Origin of the sequence: Pseudomonas idahonensis, assembly GCF_037903935.1 — a bacterium.
GTDB classification, from domain to species: domain Bacteria; phylum Pseudomonadota; class Gammaproteobacteria; order Pseudomonadales; family Pseudomonadaceae; genus Aquipseudomonas; species Aquipseudomonas danubii.
In genome coordinates, this window is sequence record NZ_CP149586.1 from 5,558,555 (window position 1) to 5,576,555 (window position 18,001).

General features: G+C 62.5%; 15 protein-coding genes and 1 pseudogene. 9 read left to right on the plus strand and 7 right to left on the minus strand.

The window, feature by feature from the left end:
* Positions 1-3: 3 nt before the first annotated feature.
* Both WIN67_RS25055 and WIN67_RS25060 read left to right on the plus strand, forming a co-directional pair.
* Positions 4-483: a GNAT family N-acetyltransferase gene (locus tag WIN67_RS25055; protein WP_102880860.1), complete on the plus strand. Its 480-nt coding sequence runs from the start codon at positions 4-6 to the stop codon at positions 481-483.
* 118 nt (positions 484-601) lie between these two features.
* Positions 602-1,351, plus strand: coding sequence for a YkgJ family cysteine cluster protein (locus WIN67_RS25060; protein WP_339070166.1), 750 nt, complete (start codon positions 602-604; stop codon positions 1,349-1,351).
* 32 nt (positions 1,352-1,383) lie between these two features.
* Here WIN67_RS25060 and WIN67_RS25065 read toward each other — a convergent pair whose 3' ends face one another.
* From WIN67_RS25065 to WIN67_RS25070, 3 genes and pseudogenes are all read right to left on the minus strand, one after another.
* Positions 1,384-2,439, minus strand: a complete 1,056-nt coding sequence (locus WIN67_RS25065; RefSeq protein WP_372342534.1) for a methyl-accepting chemotaxis protein — start codon at positions 2,437-2,439, stop codon at positions 1,384-1,386.
* A 246-nt stretch (positions 2,440-2,685) separates the two neighbouring features.
* Positions 2,686-2,967 (minus strand): annotated as a pseudogene (locus WIN67_RS31215) (PAS domain-containing protein); the annotation flags it as partial.
* A gap of 157 nt (positions 2,968-3,124) precedes the next feature.
* On the minus strand, positions 3,125-3,370 hold the full coding sequence (locus tag WIN67_RS25070; protein WP_339070167.1) for a hypothetical protein: 246 nt from the start codon (positions 3,368-3,370) through the stop codon (positions 3,125-3,127).
* A gap of 222 nt (positions 3,371-3,592) precedes the next feature.
* Here WIN67_RS25070 and WIN67_RS25075 point away from each other — a divergent pair, with 222 nt between their 5' ends.
* The 7 genes from WIN67_RS25075 to WIN67_RS25105 all read left to right on the plus strand — a co-directional run bounded on the left by WIN67_RS25075 (position 3,593) and on the right by WIN67_RS25105 (position 13,499).
* A complete protein-coding gene (locus tag WIN67_RS25075) occupies positions 3,593-4,753 on the plus strand; it encodes an efflux RND transporter periplasmic adaptor subunit (protein ID WP_339070168.1) in 1,161 nt (386 codons plus the stop codon).
* Positions 4,750-7,845 (plus strand): multidrug efflux RND transporter permease subunit, encoded by a 3,096-nt coding sequence (locus WIN67_RS25080; RefSeq protein ID WP_339070169.1) that lies wholly within the window; start codon positions 4,750-4,752, stop codon positions 7,843-7,845. Before WIN67_RS25075 ends, WIN67_RS25080 begins: the two co-directional genes overlap by 4 nt.
* Before the next feature lie 8 nt (positions 7,846-7,853).
* Positions 7,854-8,531, plus strand: coding sequence for a heavy metal response regulator transcription factor (locus WIN67_RS25085; protein ID WP_102860332.1), 678 nt, complete (start codon positions 7,854-7,856; stop codon positions 8,529-8,531).
* Entirely contained in the window at positions 8,521-9,885 is a 1,365-nt protein-coding gene (locus tag WIN67_RS25090; RefSeq protein ID WP_339070171.1) for a heavy metal sensor histidine kinase, read from the plus strand. The genes WIN67_RS25085 and WIN67_RS25090 overlap by 11 nt, the downstream gene beginning before the upstream one ends.
* A gap of 225 nt (positions 9,886-10,110) precedes the next feature.
* Positions 10,111-10,335: a hypothetical protein gene (locus tag WIN67_RS25095; RefSeq protein ID WP_102860330.1), complete on the plus strand. Its 225-nt coding sequence runs from the start codon at positions 10,111-10,113 to the stop codon at positions 10,333-10,335.
* Between the two features lie 163 nt (positions 10,336-10,498).
* Positions 10,499-11,848, plus strand: coding sequence for an OprD family porin (locus WIN67_RS25100; protein WP_339070172.1), 1,350 nt, complete (start codon positions 10,499-10,501; stop codon positions 11,846-11,848).
* A 139-nt stretch (positions 11,849-11,987) separates the two neighbouring features.
* Positions 11,988-13,499, plus strand: a complete 1,512-nt coding sequence (locus WIN67_RS25105; protein ID WP_339070173.1) for a diguanylate cyclase — start codon at positions 11,988-11,990, stop codon at positions 13,497-13,499.
* Between the two features lie 67 nt (positions 13,500-13,566).
* Here the strand turns inward: WIN67_RS25105 and lpxC are convergent, their stop codons facing one another.
* The 4 genes from lpxC to WIN67_RS25125 form a co-directional block, all read right to left on the minus strand.
* The gene (gene lpxC, locus WIN67_RS25110) at positions 13,567-14,478 is read right to left on the minus strand and encodes a UDP-3-O-acyl-N-acetylglucosamine deacetylase (RefSeq protein ID WP_011063304.1); all 912 of its coding nucleotides are present in this window, start codon (positions 14,476-14,478) and stop codon (positions 13,567-13,569) included.
* A 112-nt stretch (positions 14,479-14,590) separates the two neighbouring features.
* The gene (ftsZ, locus tag WIN67_RS25115) at positions 14,591-15,784 is read right to left on the minus strand and encodes a cell division protein FtsZ (protein ID WP_011063305.1); all 1,194 of its coding nucleotides are present in this window, start codon (positions 15,782-15,784) and stop codon (positions 14,591-14,593) included.
* Positions 15,785-15,856: 72 nt separating this feature from the next.
* Entirely contained in the window at positions 15,857-17,116 is a 1,260-nt protein-coding gene (ftsA, locus tag WIN67_RS25120; protein WP_011063306.1) for a cell division protein FtsA, read from the minus strand.
* Positions 17,117-17,130: 14 nt separating this feature from the next.
* Positions 17,131-17,997, minus strand: a complete 867-nt coding sequence (locus tag WIN67_RS25125) for a cell division protein FtsQ/DivIB (protein WP_102860327.1) — start codon at positions 17,995-17,997, stop codon at positions 17,131-17,133.
* Positions 17,998-18,001 lie beyond the last annotated feature (4 nt).

Below are 18,001 nucleotides of genomic sequence, written 5' to 3' on the forward strand. Positions count from 1 at the left end.
GCCATGAGCGAGGTCCACTGCCTGCTGCTGCGTCGTGACCTCAGTGTCCCCCAGGCCACGCCACAGTGGCCGGCGGGCATCACCCTGCAGCACTACAGCCCGGAACTGGCCGAAGCCGTGCATCAACTGCTGCACCTGGGCTACCAGGACGGCGGTGGCCAGGTGCCGCCCCTGGAAAACTGGCGCCGGGCCTTCGAAACCGATGCCGAGTACGACCCTCAACTGTGCCTGGTGGTGCGGGATGCGCAGGGCGTAGTGGCGGTGGCCCAGTGCTGGACCAGCGCCTATATCAAGGATCTGGTGGTGCACCCTCGGGCCCGTGGTCAAGGACTGGGCCGCGCCCTGCTGCTACAAGCCTTCATGATGTTCGCCGAACGCCGGGAAGGCTTTGTCGATCTCAGGGTGCTGGAGGACAACCTGCGGGCGCGGCGCTTGTATGAAAGCACCGGCATGCATATCGTGCGTCGCGAAGTCCTGCCCTAGGCGACAGCGATCAAGACCCGACAGCTGGCGTGCAACTTGCTTCGACACGGCTCCTGGCCGCGTCAATAACAGCATTTATGGCGCTATCCCTGTCGACCCAGAACGGTTTACTCGCTCCATGAATACTCAGTTTTCCTGCGTTGGTTGCGGCAAGTGCTGCAACGATCACCATGTGCCCCTGACCCTCACCGAAGCCCGGGCCTGGGCCGCCGACGGCGGTCAGGTGATCGTCCTGGTGGAGGCCTTCCTCGGCAATGGCCTGGGGCTGCCGGCGCAACAGCGCGAGCACGCCGAGCGCCGTTCCTGCCGGGTCACCAGTGGCAGTACCGAGGCCTACGTGGCGATCACCTTTGCCGCCTACAACGTCGGCCCCTGCCGGAATCTTGACGAAGACCAGCTCTGCCGCATCTATGAGCGTCGCCCCCTGGTGTGCCGTATCTACCCCATGGAGATCAATCCCCATATCCCCCTCAACCCGCAGGCCAAGGAGTGCCCGCCGGAATCCTGGGAACAGGGACCGCAACTGATTCTGGGGGGAGCACTGGTGGATAGGGAACTGGCCGAGCTGATCAGCCGCTCACGCCAGGCCGACCGCGACGATATCCACACCAAGGATGCCATTTGCGCCCTGCTCGGCATTCGCACCACGGCCCTCAAGGGCGATGGCTTCACCGCCTACTTGCCCGACATGAATGCCCTGGCCAAGGCCATCGATCAAGTTCAGGCCGCGCCCCCCGTGGCATCCAGCCAGCCCTGGCGCTTTCACCTGTCCGGAAACGACATCGCCGGCCAGGTCCAGGCTGCCGGCGCCCTGGTGGTCAGCGAAGCGGCCCTGGACTACGCCTTCATCTCGCTGCGCGCCGCCTGACCCCGCAGGATCAGGCTGGCCGGCGAACCGGCCTATCCGCGCTTATGCCAGAACTCCTGGGCCAGTTGCCGCAGGTCCCCCGCCAGCCCGGCCACGTCGCCTGAATTGACATGACTGAGCTGGCCGGCACTGACCGTCACTTCACAGGCATTGCGAATACCGATGATGTTGCGGTTGATGTCCTCGCTCACCGCGCTCTGCTCCTCCACCGCCGCGGCAATCTGCAGGCTCATTTCGGTGATCTGATTGACCCGCTGGCTGATGCCGTCCAGGGCCACTGCGGCGCGCTGGGCCTGGTCGACGCTGCTTTCCACATGGGCACTGCTGTGCTGCATGGCCTCCACGGCATGGCGCGCCGCATTTTGCAGGGTGCTGATCATGCGCTGGATTTCGTTGGTGGAATCCTGGGTCCGCTGGGCCAGCCCACGGACCTCATCGGCCACCACGGCAAAGCCGCGCCCCTGCTCCCCGGCCCGCGCCGCCTCGATGGCAGCGTTCAGGGCCAGCAGGTTGGTTTGTTCGGCGATGCTGCGAATCACCTCCAGCACCCCGGAAATATCCGTGCTGTGGCCCTCCAACTGATGGATGACCTCGGTGGCCCGCTCCAGCTCGCTGGCCAGGCGTAGCACCGCGCTGCGGCTTTCGCCCACCAGTTGATGACCTTCACGGGTTTCGCTTTCCGCCTGATCCGCCGCCACCGATGCCTGCTGGGCATGGGTGGCGACCTCGGCCACGCTGGCGGCCATCTGGTGAATGGCGGCCGCCACCTGATCGGTTTCCGCCTGCTGCTCCAGGGTGCTGTTGTGGCTGCTGTGCAGGTGTTCCACCAGCTCTGCGGCGTGCCCGGCCAGGCGCTGGGACGCATCGCCGATCCGCCCCACCACCGCCCCCACTTGGGCCTCGAGCATCTGCAAGGCGAACTCGATACGCCCGAACTCGTCGGCACGACCGGTGTAGATGCCCTGGCTCAGTGGGTTGTCGCCGATCTGCCGGGCACGCTCGGCGAGGCGATCCAGCGGGCGCATTTGCAGACCGACCGCCACCAGACTCAGGCACCAGCCCATGGCCATCACCGTGCCCTGGAGCATCCAGGACTCGGGCAGCAGCCAGGCTGAAACCCCGAAACTGCCGATAAAACCGGCGCTGATAGCGGCCCACAGGCGCAAGCGCAGGCTGACGACAGGCAGCATGCTCCAACCTGAACGCCCGCCCTCCCTGAGCCGGGCATAAGCCCGCTCCGCGGCGTCAATCTGTTGCGGACTGGGCTTGGTGCGCACCGATTGGTACTCCACCGCCTGACCGTCGCGGGTCACCGGCGTGACGTAGGCGCTGACCCAGTAGTGGTCACCGTTCTTGCAGCGGTTCTTGACCATGCCCATCCACGAGCGGCCGTTCTTGAGGGTGCGCCACATATGGCCGAAGGCCGCGGAGGGCATGTCCGGGTGACGCAGCAGGTTGTGCGGCGAACCCAGCAGTTCCTCGCGGGTGTAGCCGCTGATCTCGATGAAATCAGGATTGGCGTAGGTGATCGCGCTGGTCAGATCGGTGGTCGAAAGGATGTTCGCATCAGGGGCAAAGTCCACGTTTCGCCCAGTAACCGGCAGGTTGATCTTCATGGGAAGCGCGCTCGTAATTGTTAGGAGGAGTCGGCAGGGCTGCTGACTCTAAGCGCACTGATGCCACAAATACTGATCCAGCTCAGGTTTAAAGCAATTAGCCATCATTGCGATTAAAAAGCGCAAATCGAGGCAATATCTTCGATTGTCGGCGATATCAACGCTTGCCCATGGAGCGCCGGGTACCGGGAGGCGCTGCGCCGGGGGTCTTGGTGTGGCCATTGCTGGCGCCGTTCTTGTACCAGGGCTGCTGAACGTTTTTGGCCGCGGCGAATTCGGACGGTTTGAAGGGAAACTTGAACGTCGGAATAGCAGCCTTGCCCTCGGTTTCAGGGGTGGCCGGCTCAGCCGCAGGATCAACGCTCAGGGCGTCATCCGCAGCAGGTTGTGCAGGGGAAGTCATGGAAGCTCCAGGAGAGAAAGAAAAGCCGGGCCGAGGGACGGGCTACAGGGGCCGGCAGTATACCTGTGTGCCTGCGATCTTTGACCTGCGTCGCAAGGGCTGGCAGGTACTTTTCTGACAGGGCTGACAGCTGGCCGTCACCCTGCTGACCGGGTTAGCGGACTATAACTGTGCACAGATCATGGCCATCCTTCCGACATCACTGCCCGGCGCCCTCCCCCCATGCCCATTGCCAAGAAAACCGTCGTGACCGCAACGCTTCTCCTGGCCATCGCCGCCGCTGCGATCTGGTTCCTCAACAAACCCACAAGCCCCAGGCTGGCCGCGCCCACGGCGATACCGGTGCGGGTGGTACAGGTGGTCCAGCAGGACGTAGCGCGCTACACCAGCGGCATTGGCTCGGTGCAGTCGCTGCACAGTGTGACCATCCGTCCCCAGGTGGACGGCATCCTCACCCGATTGCGGGTCAAGGAAGGGCAGTGGGTGAAAGCAGGTGACCTGCTGGCCACTCTCGATGACCGTTCGATCCGCGCCAACCTGGATCAGGCCCGGGCCCAGCTGGCACAGAATCAGGCCCAGTTGCAGGTGGCGCAGATCAATCTCAAGCGCTACAAGCTGCTGTCGGTGGATGACGGCGTCTCGAAGCAGACGTACGACCAGCAGGTGGCCCTGGTCAATCAGCTCAATGCCACGGCCCAGGGCAACCAGGCCGCCATTGACGCCACCCAGGTACAACTCTCCTACACCCAGATCCGCTCTCCCGTCACTGGCCGGGTGGGTATTCGTACCGTGGATGAAGGCAACTTCCTGCGCGTGACCGACACCCAGGGGCTGTTTTCGGTGACCCAGATCGACCCCATCGCCGTGGAGTTTTCCCTGCCCCAGCAACTGCTGCCGACCTTGCAGCAGTTGATCCGCGCCCCGGAGCCGGCGGCGGTCCAAGCCTACCTGGGCGCCGACAGCAACAGCCCCGATGCCCTGCTGGGCAACGGCCACCTGACGCTGATCGACAACCAGATCAATGCCGGTACCGGCACCATTCGCGTCAAGGCCGAGTTCGACAACGCTCAGCAAAAGCTCTGGCCCGGACAATTGGTGACGGTGAAAATCCAGACGGCGCTGGACCAGGCCGCGCTCACCGTACCGCCTAACGTGGTCCAGCGCGGCCTGGATCAGCACTTCGTGTTCAGGGTCAAAGGCCAGCACGTGGAAAGCGTGCCGGTGCAGGTGCTGTATCAGGACAGCGGGCTGAACATCATCTCCGGCGTCCAGGCCGGGGACGTGCTGGTCAGTGACGGCCAGTCGCGGCTCAAACCCGGCTCCCAGGTCCAGGTACTGAGCGACCCGCCGCCCCTGGTGCAGGCCTCGGAGCCCAAGCCATGAAGGGCCGTGGCTCGATGTCCGCCTGGTGCATCGACCATCCGGTCGCCACCGTGTTGCTGACGTTCGCGCTGGTGCTGCTGGGGCTGATCGCCTTTGCGCGCCTGCCGGTGGCGCCGCTGCCAGAGGCCGAGTTTCCCACCATCCAGGTTTCCGCCACCCTGCCCGGGGCCAGTCCGGACACCATGGCCTCCTCGGTAGCCACGCCGCTTGAGGTGCAGTTCAGCGCCATCCCCGGCGTGACCCAGATGACCTCCAGCAGCGCCCTGGGCTCCTCCCTGCTGACCCTGCAATTCACCTTGAACAAGAGCATCGACACCGCCGCTCAGGAAGTACAGGCGGCCATCAACACCGCCGCCGGCAAACTGCCCAAGGACATGCCCACCCTGCCCACCTGGAGGAAGGTCAACCCCGCCGACAGCCCGGTGCTGATCCTCAGCATCAGCTCGACGCAGATGCCCGGCACCGAGCTCAGCGACTACGCGGAAACCCTGCTGGCCCGGCAGATCAGCCAGATCGACGGTGTTGGCCAGATCAACATCACCGGCCAGCAGCGCCCGGCGATCCGGGTCCAGGCTTCAGCAGACAAGCTGGCGGCCATCGGCCTGACCCTGGCCGACATCCGCCTGGCGATCCAGCAAACCAGCCTCAACCTGGCCAAGGGCGCGCTGTATGGCGAATCGAGCATCTCCACCCTGTCCACCAACGACCAGCTGTTCCATCCCGAGGAATACGGCCAGTTGATCGTTTCCTACAAGGACGGCGCACCAGTGCACCTGCAGGACGTGGCGCGAGTGGTCAACGGCTCGGAGAACGCCTACGTCCAGGCCTGGTCCGGCGACCAGCCTGGGGTCAATCTGGTGATCTCGCGCCAACCGGGGGCCAATATCGTCGACACCGTGGACCGCATCCAGGCTGCGCTGCCGGGCCTTGAGGCGATGCTGCCGGCGTCGGTGCAGGTCAAGGTGCTGGTGGATCGCACCCAGACCATCCGCGCCTCGCTGCATGAAGTGGAGATCACGCTGCTGATCGCCGTGCTGCTGGTGGTGGCGGTGATGGCGCTGTTCCTGCGCCAGTGGTCGGCGACCCTGATCGTCTCCGCAGTGCTGGGGGTATCGCTGACCGCCAGTTTCGCCCTCATGTACGTGATGGGCTTCAGCCTGAACAACCTGACCCTGGTGGCCATCGTCATCGCCGTGGGCTTTGTGGTGGACGATGCCATCGTGGTGGTGGAGAACATCCACCGCCATCTGGAGGCCGGCGACGGCATGCGCGAGGCGGCGATCAAGGGCGCCGCAGAGATCGGCTTTACCGTTGTCTCCATCAGCTTTTCCCTGGTGGCGGCGTTCATTCCCCTGCTGTTCATGGGCGGCGTGGTCGGCCGGCTGTTCAAGGAGTTCGCCCTGACCGCCACCTCCACCATCATGATTTCGGTGGTGGTCTCGCTGACCCTGGCCCCGACCCTGGCCGCCCTGTTCATGCGTGCCCCGGTGCACCCGGCCCATGCCCAGCCGGGTTTCGGCGAGCGCCTGCTGGCCTTCTACGAACGCGGCCTGCGCAAGGCCCTGGCCCATCAGCAACTGATGCTGGGGATTTTCGGCCTGACCTTGAGCATGGCCATCGCCGGTTACATTCTGATTCCCAAGGGCTTCTTCCCGGTGCAGGACACCGGCTTCGTGCTGGGTACTACCGAGGCGGCGGCGGACATCTCCTACCCGGACATGGTGAAAAAACATCAGGCTCTGGCGGAAATCGTCGCTGCCGACCCAGCAGTGCAAGCCTTCTCCCATTCGGTGGGCGTCTCCGGCAGCAACCAGACCATCGCCAATGGCCGCTTCTGGATCTCGCTGAAAAAACGTGGCGACCGGGATGTCTCCGCCAGCGCCTTTATCGACCGCATCCGCCCACAACTGATGCAGGTGCCGGGCATCGTCCTCTACTTGCGGGCCGGCCAGGACATCAACCTCAGTTCCGGCCCCAGCCGCGCCCAGTATCAATACGTGCTCAAAAGCAACGACGGCCCGACCCTGAGTACCTGGACCCAACGCCTGACTGAAAAACTGCGCGGCACCCCGGCGTTCCGCGATGTTTCCAACGACCTGCAACTGGGCGGCAGCATCACCCACATCAACATCGATCGCACCGCCGCCGCGCGCTTCGGCCTCACCGCCAGCGATGTCGACGAAGCGCTGTACGACGCCTTCGGCCAGCGTCAGATCAACGAGTTCCAGACCGAGATCAACCAGTACAACGTGATCCTCGAACTCGACACTCAGCAACGGGGCAAGGCCGAGAGCCTGAACTACTTCTACCTGCGCTCGCCGCTGACCGGGGAAATGGTCCCGCTGTCGGCCCTGGCCCGCTTCGACGCGCCCAGCATCGGGCCGCTGTCGATCGCCCACGACGGCATGTTTCCGGCGACCAATCTGTCGTTCAACCTGGCCCCCGGCGTGGCCCTGGGGGATGCGGTGATCCTGCTTGACCAGGCCAAGAGCGAGATCGGTATGCCGGCGGCCATCAGCGGCAACTTCCAGGGCGCGGCCCAGGCCTTCCAAAGCTCCTTGGCCAGCCAGCCGTACCTGATCCTCGCCGCGCTGGTGGCGGTCTACATCATTCTCGGGGTGCTGTACGAAAGCTTCGTGCATCCGCTGACCATCATTTCCACCCTGCCTTCAGCGGGCCTCGGCGCCTTGTTGATGCTCTGGCTCTGCGGCCAGGACTTTTCCATCATGGCGCTGATCGGCCTGGTGCTGCTGATCGGCATCGTCAAGAAAAACGGCATCCTGATGATCGACTTCGCCCTGGAGGCCCAGCGCAACCGTGGCCTGGCTCCTGAAGAAGCGATCTACCAGGCCTGTATCACCCGCTTCCGGCCGATCATCATGACCACCCTTGCCGCCTTGCTCGGCGCCCTGCCGCTGATGCTCGGCTATGGCACCGGTGCCGAACTGCGCCAGCCCCTGGGCATCGCCGTGGTCGGCGGTTTGCTGGTAAGCCAGGCCCTGACGCTGTTCACTACGCCGGTCATATACTTGTGGCTCGAGCGGCTGTTCCACCGGCCCCAGCCGGCCCTTTCGCCGGCCACCAACACCTGAGGCGGGTCATGCGCGTTCTGATTATCGAAGACGAAGAAAAAACTGCGGACTACCTGCATCGCGGGTTGACCGAACAGGGCTATACCGTCGACCTGGCCCGGGATGGCGTCGAGGGTCTGCACCTGGCTCTGGAAAGTGACTATGCGGTGATCGTGCTGGATGTGATGCTCCCCGGCCTGGACGGCTTTGGCGTGCTGCGAGCCCTGCGTGCGCGCAAGCAGACCCCGGTGATCATGCTCACCGCCCGGGAGCGCGTGGAGGACCGGATTCGCGGCCTGCGCGATGGCGCCGACGACTACCTGGGCAAGCCCTTTTCCTTCCTTGAACTGGTGGCCCGCCTGCAGGCCCTGACCCGCCGCAGCGGTGGTCACGAACCGGTGCAGATCAGCATCGCCGACCTGTGGATCGATCTCATCAGCCGCAAGGCCAGCCGCGCCGGCACGCGCCTGGACCTGACCGCCAAGGAGTTCTCCCTGCTCAGCGTGCTGGCCCGGCGCCAGGGCGAGATCCTGTCCAAGACCTCGATTGCCGAGATGGTCTGGGACATTAACTTCGACAGCGACGCCAACGTCGTCGAAGTGGCAATCAAGCGCCTGCGGGCCAAACTCGACGGTCCTTTCGAACACAAGCTGCTGCACACCATCCGCGGCATGGGTTATGTGCTGGAGAGCCGCAGTGCCGAGTAACTCCATTGCCCTGCGCCTGAGCGGGCTGTTCACCCTGGTGGCACTGCTGATCTTCCTGCTGATTGGTGGCGCCCTCTATCAACAGGTGGACAAAGGCCTGGGCCTGCTGCCGGAAGCCGAGCTGGACGCGCGTTACAGCGTGCTGGAGTCGGCCTTGAACCGTTACGGCACGCCTGAACACTGGGCCAAGATCAACGCCAAGCTCAAGCTGCTCAGCGAGGAGGACAAGCGCATCCGTTTCTGGGCAGTGAGCGGCGATCCCGCTTATGAGTACGGCAACCCGGACCCACAGATCCGCGCATTCGCCCAAGGTCCGCTGGGCATGCGCGACCTGATCCTGAGCGCTCATCCCTATCCACTGAAGGTACTGGTCAGCCAATTGCCGGCCAAGGAACAGCGCCCGGCCCTGCGCTTCCTGATTGCCATCGACACCGATACCTTCCACCAGACCCAGCAGCAGTTGCTGATAGCCCTGATCAGCCTGGCCATCGTCGGTGTACTGCTGGCCTCGGCCCTGGGTTACTGGGTGGCGCGGATCGGCCTCAAGCCGCTGATCAAGCTGTCCCAGGAGGCCCAGCGCCTGGCACCGCCGCGGCTCTCCGGACGCCTGCAGCTCTCGCCCCTGGCGCCGGAGCTGAGCCAGTTCGTCAGCTCCTTCAACTCCACCCTGGAACGGGTCGAACAGGCCTATTCGCGCCTGGAGTCGTTCAACGCCGACGTCGCCCATGAACTGCGCTCGCCCCTGACCAACCTGATCGGCCAGACCCAGGTGGCCCTGACTCGGGGCCGCTCGGCGGAGCATTACTTCGAGGTACTGCAATCCAATCTTGAAGAACTGGAACGGCTGCGCTCCATCGTCAACGACATGCTGTTCCTGGCCAGTGCCGACCAGGGCAACAAGGCCACCAAGCTCACCAGCACCTCCCTGGCGACGGAAGTGGCCGCCACCCTGGACTACCTGGACTTTATCCTCGAAGACGCCCAGGTCAGGGTCGAGGTCCAGGGCGATGCCCAGGTACGGATCGAGATTGCCCACCTGCGCCGGGCCCTGATCAATCTGCTGAACAATGCCGTGCAGCACACGGCGGTGGGGGAAGTGATCCAGGTGCGAATTGAAGTGCAGGAGCAGCAAGTGACGATCGCCGTCAGCAACCCGGGGCAAGGCATCGCCAGCGAACACCTGCCGCGTTTGTTCGAGCGCTTCTACCGGGTCGATGCCTCGCGCAGCAACAGCGGCGCCAACCACGGCCTGGGGCTGGCCATCGTCAAGGCCATCGCCCTGATGCATGGCGGCGACGTCTTTGTGCGCAGCGATCGGGGGATCAACACCTTCGGCCTTTATCTGCCTCTGTGACTCGGGATTCTCGGATTCTGCAGACGCCGACTGGCCGACGCACGCCTCAACCTATCCGGCGCGGACTATGGGGCACTTTCGCTGGCAACCCGGCGCCTGCTGGCCAGTCTCTACTGTTGTGTTTTTGGTAACAGTCCTTATCCTGTTCGGCTCTTTTTCCAGCAGCCCCATAGTTATATTTTTGTCGCACCGAATTGAACTTGCTCTGCAAGAAGGTCTTCAGAAATGTCCAACAGTATGGGTTTGGCCAGCGTCTTTGTTTTGTCTTCCCTGTTCGTGGTGCCAATGGCCATGGCCGAAGAATCCCAGGGATTCGTGGCGAGAAATGCCGCACGCGCCGCCGCGTTCGAACAAGCACAGATTGCCCAGGCCGCCCAGCAGCAACACAGTCAGCAAGCCCAGAAGATCACCGCTGAGCACAGCAAGACCGACGCTCACAAAGACAGTTGATCGGCGATAGCCACTCGTTTCCCTCGACAACTTCTCTGCTTTCAACCCTGGAGTAAGTTGTCTTAAAGCCGCTGACTTCAGCGGCTTTTTTTTGCTGTAGAGAAACCCTCTGCACATTCGTCATGCACAGAACAAGAAACAACCGAATTCACAATAAAAAATCATGTTCATTCACCAAAGGAGCTACACGTTGTTCAGGACCACGCTGAGAATCAGCCCACTATTCATTGCAATCGCTGCAACTATTCCCGCCTTGGGCCAGGCTGCCGAAGAGCGCGACAAACAGGGCTTCGTCGCCGGCTCGAGCCTCAAGCTCAACGCCCGCAACTACTACATGAATCGCAACCGGCATCAGCAAGCCGATGACAACATCGAATGGGGCCAGGGTTTCCTGGGGGTCTTCGAGTCCGGCTACACCCAGGGCACCGTGGGTTTCGGCCTGGATGCCAATGCCATGCTCGGCCTCAAGCTCGATGGCGGTGGCGGCACCGACAGTTCGAGCATCCTGCCCATCAGCGATGGCAACGGAAAAGCGCCCGCAGCGTTCTCCACCGCTGGCGCCACCTTGAAGATGCGAGCCTTCGACACCGAGCTCAAGGCAGGCGATCTGTTTCTCAACAACCCGGTGATCGCCGGGGGCATGAGCCGCATGCTGCCGCAGACCTTTCGCGGCGTCAGCCTGACCAACCACAGTTTCGACGGCTGGTTGATCGAAGGCGGCCAAGCCAGTTTCACCAAGCCTTACAACCAGAGTGGCCACAAGCGCATCGGCACCTCCTACGGCACCTTGCAAAAAGGTGACGAAAGCCTGCACCTGAATTGGGCCGGGGTCGCCTGGAGCGGTGTTCCGGGGCTGACCAGCAGCCTCTACGCCTCCGAACTCAAGGACATCTGGAACCAGTACTACTACGACCTGGACTACACCTACTCGCTCAACGATCTGGTCAGCCTCAATCCGGGCCTGCACTTCTATCACACCCAGGACACCGGCCAGGCGCTGCTGGGCAACATCGACAACAACACCTACAGCCTGCACTTCACCGTGGGCGTAGGCAGCCACAGCGTCACTGCGGCCTACCAGCGAGTCAACGGCAACACGCCATTCGACTACATCGCCCAGGGCGACAGCATCTACCTGGACAACTCCCAGCAGTACTCGGACTTCAACGGTCCCAACGAGCGCTCCTGGAAGCTCAAGTACGCCTACGATTTCGCCGGCGTCGGCCTGCCGGGCCTGACCTCGGCACTGTCTTACTCCCGGGGCGAGCTGGACCTGACCCAGGTCGATCCGGCCAGCCGCGGCTATGCCAACTGGTACAGCGCCGACGGCAAGCACGCCAAGCACTGGGAGCGCGACCTCGACCTCAAGTACGTGGTGCAAGGCGGCACCGCCAAGGACCTGGCCGTGCGCTTGCAATGGGCCACCAACCGTGGCGGCAACGGCTACGGCGCACTGGACAACGACACCGATGAGTACCGGGTGATCGTCGACTATCCGATCAACGTGTTCTAAGCCGATATGAGCAAAAGGCCAGCATGTTTTGCTGGCCTTTTTTTTATTCGGGATTTATACAGGCGCGAAGGCGTGACCGATTTCTGTAGCCCACGTCCACACTAGACTTAACTATGTCGACGTAGCAGAAATCAAAATCATGAGCGTGAGTCGTGCGACACCCCGCACAGGGAAAATCGCGTCAAATCCGGAACGTCTGTTGGTCCTGGCCAGCTCGCTGATCGTCGTGGCCATTCTCAGTATCGTCACCTACCTGTTGATCCGTGAACACGCTGCTGCCGAACAGGCTGCCACCCGTGCCGCGAACAACATCGTGCAACTGATCGAAGCGGATGTGTTGCGCAACGTCGAACTCTACGACCTGTCCCTCAAGGGGCTGATCAGTGCGGCGCAACGCGTCGACCTGAAGGACGTGTCGGCGCCCATCCGCCATCTGGCGCTGTTCGACCGGGCCACCGCAGCGCCCTACAAGGGCGATATTCTGTTGCTGGACAAGCACGGCGAGGTACTTGCCGACTCGGCTTCGGTCGTGCCGCGCACGGGCAACTACGCCGACCGCGAGTACTTCCGCTCGCATATCGACAATCCAGATCCAGGCATGATGATCAGCCCCCCGTTCCGTGCCCGCACCGCCGAGCATGACTGGCGGATCAGCTTCAGTCGTCGGCTCAGCAACGAGAATGGCGAGTTCATCGGTGTCGCCGAAGCGGCCATGCGCCTGAGCTACTTCAATGAGCTGTTCAAGAATCTGGATATCGGGCGCAACGGCTCGATCAACCTGATCAGCCATGACGGGGTTCTGCTAGCCCAACAACCGCCTCTGGCGGACGACCTGATTGGCAAGAGTTTCAGTAACCGCCCCAACTTCGTGCGCATCCTGCGCGAAGGCAATGGCAGCTTCGGCAGCGTGTCCAGCGTGGATCGGATGCACCGGCTGTACACCTTTTCCCAGGTGGGCGACCTGCCGCTGATCGTGGTTGTGGCGCTGTCCATCGACGAAGTCTTCGCTGCCTGGCAACGCACGGCGCTGCTGATCAGCGGCGCCACTGGGGCGCTGTGCATCGCCCTGTTCTGGCTGACCTGGCAACTGTGTCGCGAACTGCGGCGCCGACAGGATGCCGAGCAGGAGCTGGCGCGCCTGGCAGCTGTCGATGCCCTCACCGGCCTGGCCAACCGTCGTACCCTGGATCAGGTGATGAACAATGAGTGGGCCCGGGCCCGGCGCACCAACCAGCCCCTGTCGCTGCTGATGGTCGATGTCGACCACTTCAAGTCGTTCAACGACCGCTTTGGCCATCCACTGGGGGACCAGGCATTGCGTGCAGTGGCGCAGAACATTGGCACTTGCGCGGGACGCCCGGCAGATCTGGCGGCGCGCTACGGAGGCGAAGAGTTCGCGATAGTACTGCCGGAGACCGACAGCGCCGGCGCCGCCGTACTCGCCGAGCGAATCCGCGCCAGCATCGCCGCCTTGCCGCCTGTCAGCGAACAGGCCACACCCTTGACGGTGAGCATCGGCATCAACACCTGGTCGGGCAATCCCGATATCAGCCTCGACCAATGGGTGAGTGACGCCGACAAGGCCCTGTATCAAGCCAAGTACAGCGGCCGCAACCGAGTGGTTTCCAACATGTCACGGCGCAGCAACTGAACATTCGGGCATAAAAAAAGGCCATCCGGGGGGATGGCCTTCAAAAACAAAAGGAAAGAGAGAGTAATTACACGGCCGCGACCGGACGCATGTAAGAGATCGGTGCAGTGCTGGCATCTTCGAAGGTCACGACTTCCCAGGCATCTTTCTGCTCAATCAACTTGCGCAGTAGCTGGTTGTTCAGTGCGTGGCCCGACTTGAAGCCCTTGAACTCGCCTATCAGGCTGTTGCCTAGCAGGTAGAGGTCACCAATTGCATCCAGGATCTTGTGCTTGACGAATTCGTCTTCGTAGCGAAGACCGTCTTCGTTCAGTACGCCATCCGAATCGACCACAATGGCGTTTTCCACGCTGCCGCCGAGTGCGAGGTTGTGCTTGCGCAGGTACTCGATATCACTCATGAAACCAAAGGTACGGGCGCGGCTGACTTCTTTTACAAACGAAGTGCTGGAGAAGTCCACGCTTGCACTCTGGGTGCGGTCACGGAAAACCGGGTGATCGAAATCGATCTCGAAGCTCACTTTAAAACCATCGAAAGGCACGAAAGTGGCGCGCTTGTCGCCGTCTTCCACGGTCACTTCACGAAGGATGCGGATGAACTTTTTAGCTGCGTCCTGTTCTTCGAGGCCAGCAGATTGAATCAGGAATACGAAGGGTCCGGCGCTACCATCCATGATCGGGACTTCGGACGCGGAGAGCTCGACGTAGGCGTTATCGATGCCCAGGCCAGCCATGGCCGAGAGCAAGTGCTCCACCGTGTCCACTTTGACGTCACCGTTGACCAACGTGGTCGACATCGTGGTTTCGCCAACATTTTCCGCGCGAGCAGGAATCTGCACCACAGGGTCCAGGTCGGCACGACAAAACACAATGCCGGTGTCGACAGGCGCAGGCTTGAGGGTCAGGTAAACCTTCTCCCCGGAATGCAGGCCTACACCTGTGGCACGGATAATATTCTTCAGGGTGCGTTGTTTAATCATGGCTTGGGCCGCTTCAGCGCAAATTGCGAACTGGTATCAACAAAGGCTGGCGATAATAGCAGACCATGCCTTTGCTGAACACCAATCACCCTAATACCCCTGATACATTCCATCAATCGGCCTGACGACGCAGGAATGCCGGGATGTCCAGGTAATCCAGATCATCTTGCGGATTCAGCTTCGCCGCGGTCGCCGCGTTCGACTGCGCCTGATTGCGCATGACGGTCGGACGGTCCAGGTCACGGTAGTTCACCGACGGCAGTTCCTGACGAGCAGGGGCTGGCGCTTGCGACTGAGCGGACATGGAAGTCTGAACGGTGTTGTCGATGACCTTTACAGGTTTCTCGATTTTCGCGCCCAGACCGGTGGCCACTACGGTTACATGCAGCTCGTCACGCATGTCCGGATCGATAACGGTACCGACCTTGACCATGGCGTGTTCGGAAGCGAAGGCTTCGATGATGCTACCCACGTCGGAGTACTCACCCAGGGACAGGTCAGGACCGGCGGTGATGTTCACCAGGATGCCGCGCGCACCTTCCAGGTTCACGTCTTCCAACAACGGGTTGCGGATCGCCGCTTCAGTGGCCTCACGCGCACGGTTCGGACCGCTGGCGCAGCCAGTGCCCATCATCGCCATGCCCATTTCGCTCATCACGGTACGTACGTCGGCAAAGTCGACGTTGATCATGCCCGGACGCTTGATGATGTCGGAGATACCGCGAACGGCACCGGCCAGCACGTCGTCAGCCTTGGCGAAAGCCGACAGCAGGCTGGCGTCCTTGCCGAGGATGGTCAGCAGCTTCTCGTTGGGGATGGTGATCAACGAGTCGACGCTTTCGCTCAGCGCGCGGATGCCCTCATCGGCGATCTGCATGCGCTTGCGGCCTTCGAACGGGAACGGACGGGTCACCACCGCGACGGTGAGGATGCCCATTTCCTTGGCCACTTCAGCGATGATCGGCGCCGCACCGGTACCGGTACCGCCGCCCATGCCGGTGGTGATGAACACCATGTTGGTGCCCGCCAGTACTTCGGCGATACGCTCGCGGTCTTCCAGAGCGGCTTGACGGCCGACTTCCGGATTGGCGCCAGCGCCCAGGCCCTTGGTCACGCCGGTACCCAGTTGCAGGATGGTCCGCGCGCCGATGTTTTTCAGCGCTTGAGCATCAGTGTTGGCGCAGATGAACTCGACGCCTTCGATGTTGCTCTTGACCATGTGATTGACCGCGTTGCCGCCGCCACCGCCAACACCGATAACCTTGATTACCGGACTCTGCGGGATGTTGTCTACGAGTTCGAACATTTTCCCTCTCCTTTCATTTCTCTAGTTTTTCGCCTACTGCCTACTGCTTTGAAACGGTGTTGCGGTAAATCTTTAGAAGTTGCCCTGGACCCAGCTCTTGATGCGGTCCAGCAACGCGGCCTTGGGCTCGTCGCTGCTGTAGCTGTCGCGGCTGCCAATGCCGGAGAACGAGATGCCATCGGACTGTTTCTGCAGTCCATAGAGCAGCAGGCCGACGCCGGTGGAATAGATCGGGTTGCGCACCACGTCGGACAGGCCCTTGACACTGTGGGGCACGCCCAGACGAACCGGCATGTGGAAAATCTCCTCGGCCAGTTCCACCGCGCCTTCCATCTTCGAAGTACCACCGGTGAGCACGATGCCGGCCGGGATCAAGTCTTCGTAGCCGCTGCGACGCAGCTCGGCCTGGATCAGGGTGAACAGTTCGTCGTAACGCGGCTCGACCACTTCGGCCAGGGCCTGGCGCGACAGCTCGCGCGGTGGACGATCGCCAACGCTCGGCACCTTGATGGTTTCGCCGGCACCGGCCAGCTTGGCCAGGGCGCAGGCGTAACGGATCTTGATCTCTTCGGCATACTGGGTCGGCGTGCGCAGGGCCATGGCGATGTCGTTGGTCACCTGGTCGCCGGCAATCGGGATCACCGCGGTGTGACGGATCGCGCCTTCGGTGAAGATCGCCATGTCGGTGGTGCCGCCGCCGATGTCCACCAGGCACACGCCCAGCTCTTTCTCGTCGTCGGTGAGTACCGAATAGGCCGAGGCCAGCTGCTCGAGGATGATGTCGTCGATTTCCAGGCCGCAGCGACGCACGCACTTCTCGATGTTCTGAGCGGCATTCACCGCACAGGTCACTACGTGCACCTTGGCTTCCAGACGCACGCCCGACATGCCCAAAGGCTCACGCACGCCTTCCTGGTTATCGATCACGTAATCCTGTGGCAGGGTGTGCAGGACCCGCTGGTCAGCCGGGATTGCCACGGCCTGGGCCGCATCCAATACCCGCTCCAGGTCCGCCGAGCTGACTTCACGGTCGCGGATCGCCACGATGCCGTGGGAGTTCAGGCTGCGGATGTGATTGCCCGCCACACCGACGAAGGCCGAGTGGATACGGCAACCCGCCATCAGTTGCGCTTCTTCCACCGCGCGCTGGATCGACTGCACGGTGGACTCGATGTTCACCACCACGCCCTTCTTCAGGCCGCGGGAAGGATGGGTGCCGATGCCGACGATTTCCAGCGAGCCATCGGCCGCGACTTCGCCCACCAGCGCCACCACCTTGGAGGTGCCGATATCCAGGCCGACGATCATTTTGCCGCTTTGCACATTTGCCATGGTCCTGCCTCTTCTTAATTCTTCGCGACGGCAGGTTGCGCCGTCGTGGGTGCCGCCGGATCGCGCCAGCCCACGGCCAGGCCGTTGGCGTAGCGCAGATCGATGCGCGCGATGTTCGTGATCTGTTCTTTCAGCGTTTTTTCATAAATGGCAATGAAGCGGCGCATCTTCTCCACCAGATGATCGCGACCCAGGAGCAACTCGATACCGGGACCGGCACTGCCGGCACCGGTGGTCAGGAACCAGCTGCCGCGCTCGCGCAGCTCCAGACGGGCGATCGAAAAGCCCAGCGGCCGCAGCATCTGGCTCAACACCTGATACTGCTGCATCACTTGCTGCTGGGCCCGCTGCGGCCCGAACAACTGCGGCAAGTGTTCATAGTTCGCCAGTTCACGCGGAGTGAAGGCCTGGCCCTGGTTGTTCAACAGTGCCTCGTCGCCCCAGCGGGCCACTGGCAGTTGTTCTTCCAGGCGAATCACCACTTGGTCCGGCCACACCCGACGAACTTCGGCGTGGGCGATCCAGGGCATCTTTTCCAGCTCGGTGCGCATGCTCGCCAGGTCGATGGTGAAGAAGCTCGCCGCGACATAAGGCGCGATCCGCTGCTGCACCGCCTGCTGGCTGATGTAGCTCAAGTCCCCCTGCACCGCGATCTTGGTGATTGGACGGTCAGCGTATGGCAGCAAGCGCTGGGCACCTTCATAGGTGCCAAAGCCCAACGCCACCAGCAGCACCGGCCAGAACAGGCTTTTCAGAAAACCAAAGTTGGCTTTCGGCAGGCGCACCGACATCGGCTCTTTGGCCACCATACGGCTGGCACCCCGCGGCACCGGCTTGCGGCCGGGTGCGGGTTGCTGATGACGAAGCGACGCGCCTTGCATGGAC

Bases quoted from the DNA above. Each gene is read 5' to 3' on its own strand.
- WIN67_RS25055 (WP_102880860.1), top strand. From the start codon at position 4: ATGAGCGAGGTCCACTGCCTGCTGCTGCGTCGTGACCTCAGTGTCCCC.
- WIN67_RS25060 (WP_339070166.1), top strand. From the start codon at position 602: ATGAATACTCAGTTTTCCTGCGTTGGTTGCGGCAAGTGCTGCAACGAT.
- WIN67_RS25065 (WP_372342534.1), bottom strand. From the start codon at position 2,439: ATGCTCCAGGGCACGGTGATGGCCATGGGCTGGTGCCTGAGTCTGGTG.
- WIN67_RS25070 (WP_339070167.1), bottom strand. From the start codon at position 3,370: ATGACTTCCCCTGCACAACCTGCTGCGGATGACGCCCTGAGCGTTGAT.
- WIN67_RS25075 (WP_339070168.1), top strand. From the start codon at position 3,593: ATGCCCATTGCCAAGAAAACCGTCGTGACCGCAACGCTTCTCCTGGCC.
- WIN67_RS25080 (WP_339070169.1), top strand. From the start codon at position 4,750: ATGAAGGGCCGTGGCTCGATGTCCGCCTGGTGCATCGACCATCCGGTC.
- WIN67_RS25085 (WP_102860332.1), top strand. From the start codon at position 7,854: ATGCGCGTTCTGATTATCGAAGACGAAGAAAAAACTGCGGACTACCTG.
- WIN67_RS25095 (WP_102860330.1), top strand. From the start codon at position 10,111: ATGTCCAACAGTATGGGTTTGGCCAGCGTCTTTGTTTTGTCTTCCCTG.
- WIN67_RS25100 (WP_339070172.1), top strand. From the start codon at position 10,499: ATGTTCATTCACCAAAGGAGCTACACGTTGTTCAGGACCACGCTGAGA.
- WIN67_RS25105 (WP_339070173.1), top strand. From the start codon at position 11,988: ATGAGCGTGAGTCGTGCGACACCCCGCACAGGGAAAATCGCGTCAAAT.
- lpxC (WP_011063304.1), bottom strand. From the start codon at position 14,478: ATGATTAAACAACGCACCCTGAAGAATATTATCCGTGCCACAGGTGTA.
- ftsZ (WP_011063305.1), bottom strand. From the start codon at position 15,784: ATGTTCGAACTCGTAGACAACATCCCGCAGAGTCCGGTAATCAAGGTT.
- ftsA (WP_011063306.1), bottom strand. From the start codon at position 17,116: ATGGCAAATGTGCAAAGCGGCAAAATGATCGTCGGCCTGGATATCGGC.
- WIN67_RS25125 (WP_102860327.1), bottom strand. From the start codon at position 17,997: ATGCAAGGCGCGTCGCTTCGTCATCAGCAACCCGCACCCGGCCGCAAG.